This is a genomic window from Chryseobacterium sp. 2TAF14 (assembly GCF_052115105.1).
In the GTDB taxonomy this organism is placed as follows: domain Bacteria; phylum Bacteroidota; class Bacteroidia; order Flavobacteriales; family Weeksellaceae; genus Chryseobacterium.
The window spans coordinates 1-3,243 of the sequence record NZ_JBFRGA010000248.1 but is presented as its reverse complement, the minus strand read 5'-3'; the positions used below and the strand labels follow the sequence as shown (position 1 = coordinate 3,243).

Annotated in this window: 4 protein-coding genes and 1 pseudogene; 1 reads left to right on the top strand and 4 read right to left on the bottom strand. The window is 33.9% G+C overall.

The features are described from left to right. The 4 genes from AB4Y90_RS16890 to AB4Y90_RS16875 all read right to left on the bottom strand — a co-directional run. On the bottom strand, window positions 1-456 hold a 456-nt coding region (locus AB4Y90_RS16890), incomplete at its 3' end, for an OB-fold nucleic acid binding domain-containing protein (RefSeq protein ID WP_441558733.1). A 284-nt stretch (window positions 457-740) separates the two neighbouring features. After that, the gene (gene rlmF, locus AB4Y90_RS16885) at window positions 741-1,664 is read right to left on the bottom strand and encodes a 23S rRNA (adenine(1618)-N(6))-methyltransferase RlmF (RefSeq protein ID WP_441558732.1); all 924 of its coding nucleotides are present in this window, start codon (window positions 1,662-1,664) and stop codon (window positions 741-743) included. Continuing rightward, window positions 1,665-2,033, bottom strand: coding sequence for a c-type cytochrome (locus AB4Y90_RS16880; protein ID WP_441558731.1), 369 nt, complete (start codon window positions 2,031-2,033; stop codon window positions 1,665-1,667). After that, the gene (locus AB4Y90_RS16875; RefSeq protein WP_441558730.1) at window positions 2,033-2,242 is read right to left on the bottom strand and encodes a hypothetical protein; all 210 of its coding nucleotides are present in this window, start codon (window positions 2,240-2,242) and stop codon (window positions 2,033-2,035) included. Before AB4Y90_RS16875 ends, AB4Y90_RS16880 begins: the two co-directional genes overlap by 1 nt. A gap of 325 nt (window positions 2,243-2,567) precedes the next feature. Between AB4Y90_RS16875 and AB4Y90_RS16870 the strand changes: the two are divergent. After that, window positions 2,568-3,243, top strand: a pseudogene (locus tag AB4Y90_RS16870) (anthranilate synthase component I family protein); the annotation flags it as partial.

The following is a 3,243-nucleotide window of genomic DNA, read 5'->3' as shown; positions in this document are numbered from 1 at the left end:
GTCGTGCACTACTCCATTCTCATCGGTTTTTGCCTGTGGTAAAGGTCTTAAAGTCTTGGTAAGAAGTGTAAAGTTTTTTACCAAAACTGTTTTTTCACCAACCTGAGTTGTGAACAATTCTCCTTCGATCCCGATAATATCACCGATATCTAAAAGGTGTTTGTAAACATCGTTGTATAAAGTTTTATCTTCTCCGGTACAGATTTCGTCTCTGTTGAAGTACACCTGAATTCTACCTGTAGAATCCTGCAATTCAGCAAAAGAAGCTTTCCCCTGAATACGACGGGACATCAATCTTCCCGCAATCTTCACCTGTTTACTTTCTGCGAAATCCTGTTTTATAGATTCTGTGGTATCCGTAACTGTGTATTCTTCCGCCGGGAATGCGTTGATCCCCATTTCAACAAGCTTATTCAGCTTTTCTCTTCTAATAATTTCCTGTTCTGATAATTGCATTGTAATTCAATTTTTTCGAATTGCAAAAATAGTGAATTTTAAGGTTTTATGAAACCTGAATTTTAATTTAACCGCAAAAGTCACAAAAGTTCCATCTTGAATTGAAGTTGTGCGTATTTCCTATCTAAAGTTCACAAAAAAAAATGATTCAAATTATTGCTGAAAATATTATTGTAACACAAATGCAGCCCGACTTGAGCGGAAATCCTTTTGTGAGGAAGAATGACGAACAAAAGATTGGGAGCGGAAGGCGGAATAGCTGCCCAAATAGAAAAAAGTAAATTTTAAAAACGGCTTCTTTTATTTTCAGGAATAAAAGTCCAAGCTAAAATCCTGCTTACTTTCTGACCTTGAGACATTTCAATAGTTTTTATGTCTACCGCTTTTAGTCTTTTTAAAAGTGAATTTAATCTGAAAAGATTTTCTTTTTTGGAAATTAAACAGGTAAACCAAAGAATCTGTGATGAAAATTGTACACTTTCTTCAATCATTTTGGAGACAAAAGCTATTTCTCCACCTTCACACCAAAGTTCAGATTGTTGTCCGCTAAAATTCAGATTTGGAGTTTTAATTTTAGATTTGTTGAGATTTTTTGTTTTTCGCAAATTACCTTTCATGGCAGACTCTTCAGAATCATGGAAAGGCGGATTGCACATTGAAAACTGAAAACGCTCTTCCGAAGAAATGATATTTTTAAAAATCTGATTTGGATTTTTCTGAAATCTAAGTTCTATTTCAGACGATAAATCAGGATTTTCATTTAAAATTTGCTGTGCATTTTGAAAGGAATCTTTATTGATATCTGTTCCCACCATTTTCCAACCGTAAGATTTGTGAGCAATCAGCGGATAAACCAGGTTTGCTCCTGTTCCGATATCTAAACCTTTTACAGAAGAATTTTTGGGGATTTCAGTCTGGTTTTCAGCCAATAAATCTGCTAAATAATGAATATAATCTGCTCTTCCCGGAATGGGCGGGCAAAGATTTCCATCAGGAATATCCCAGTTTTTAACTCCGTAAAAATGCTGCAGCAAAGCTTTATTCAGAAGTTTTACAGCTTTCGGGATACTGAAATTAATGGTTTGATTTCCGTAAGGATTGGTAAAAACATAGTGTTTCAATTCCGGCACACAAGAAATCAGCAGGTCAAAATCATAAGAATTTTTATGCAGATTTCTTGGGTGCAGAGTTGATTTTCCGGCAGTCATTTATTTGTTCTGACTTAAAATAAATTCCACCATTTTTTTGGCATCTTCTTTTGAAACTTGCGGGTGAGGCTGCATCGAAACACTTCCCCAAACTCCGCTTCCGCCCTCTATAATTTTTGATGCCAACATTTCAATATCTTTATCAGAATATTTTTCGGCAATTTCTTTATAAGACGGACCTATCGTTCTTTCCACAGCATTATGACAAGCCATACAATCTGAAGCTTCAATTAAATCTTTACCCGAAACATTGCTGTTCACCGGGGTTGAAATATCTGTAGAACCGGTTGACAGAGCTTGTGAATCTTCTTTTTTAGAACAGGAAGCAATAAATAAGCTTATCAATCCTGTCAAAAACAGTTTTTTCATTATTTTGCAGCTGTAGAATCTGTTGCAGGTGCAGGTGTTGCAGCCGGAGCCGGTGTAGAATCTGTTTTTGCAGCAGTTGAATCTACCACTGTAGGTGTTGCAGGTTCTTCCAACATAATGTTACTGTCTTGTAAAGATTTGTCATCTTTTTTTGAACAGCTTACTGCTACTAAACTTCCTAAGAATACGATTGCTAATACTTTTTTCATTGCTTTTCTAATTTGGTCACAAAAATATAAAAAATAAAGTTGCAAATGCGAGATTTAGAGCTATTTTAAATCATATATAAACCGATTTTAAAAAGTTAAAAATAAATTTTCTGTTATTTTTTATTTTGATATTAAAAAAATTTCTACATTTGCTCCATGATTATTTCTAACAACAAAAATTGGTGGTGGCACTCAAACTCTTCGTCGGGTCTGATGCTATTGTCGTGTTGTTATATTACAGCTTGAATTCTATAGAAAAATATACAGAGACTTTGACGATTGCGTTGAAGTCTTTTTTTTGTTCCATATTTAAAAAATTATAAAAATGTTCAGCAATACAATTCATATAAAAACCACCTCAAAAAAAACTTTAGGAGATTTACAAACTCCCATGAATATTTATCTTCAGATCAGAGATAAATTTCGTGATACCATTTTGCTTGAAAGTTCAGATGCAAAAAGTATCGACAATAATTTTTCTTTCATTGCCGTAAACGCAATTTCAGGGATCGAAATAAAAAATCTTAATGAGTATGAAATCAAATTCCCTAATGAAAATCCTGAAAAAAAGTCTTTAGAAAACGTAAAAGTAACCCAATTGCTGAATGATTTTTCTAAAGTTTTTGTTTGCGAAAAAACCAATGACAGTATAGAAGAAACTGCGCAAAGTCTTTTCGGATATACGAGTTTTGAAGCCGTTCCTCTTTTTGAAAACATTAGTTTTAAACCTCAAAGTAAAGAAGTTGAAATTCCGATCCTTCGTTACAGGCTGTATCAATATGTGATTGCGATCAATCATTTTAATGATGAAATGCATCTTATCRAAAACAAAATTGATGGTGTAAAATCTGAAATGCTGCTGTTGCAGGATTTGATTAAAAATAAAAACGCCCTTGTTTATCCATTTGAAAAAGACGGCTCCGAAACCTCTAATCTTACTGATAACGAATATCTTAAATTGGTAGAAAAAGCGCAGAAGCATTGCAAACGAGGTGATGTAT

Bases quoted from the DNA above. Each gene is read 5' to 3' on its own strand.
- AB4Y90_RS16875 (WP_441558730.1), bottom strand. From the start codon at position 2,242: ATGAAAAAAGTATTAGCAATCGTATTCTTAGGAAGTTTAGTAGCAGTA.
- AB4Y90_RS16880 (WP_441558731.1), bottom strand. From the start codon at position 2,033: ATGAAAAAACTGTTTTTGACAGGATTGATAAGCTTATTTATTGCTTCC.
- rlmF (WP_441558732.1), bottom strand. From the start codon at position 1,664: ATGACTGCCGGAAAATCAACTCTGCACCCAAGAAATCTGCATAAAAAT.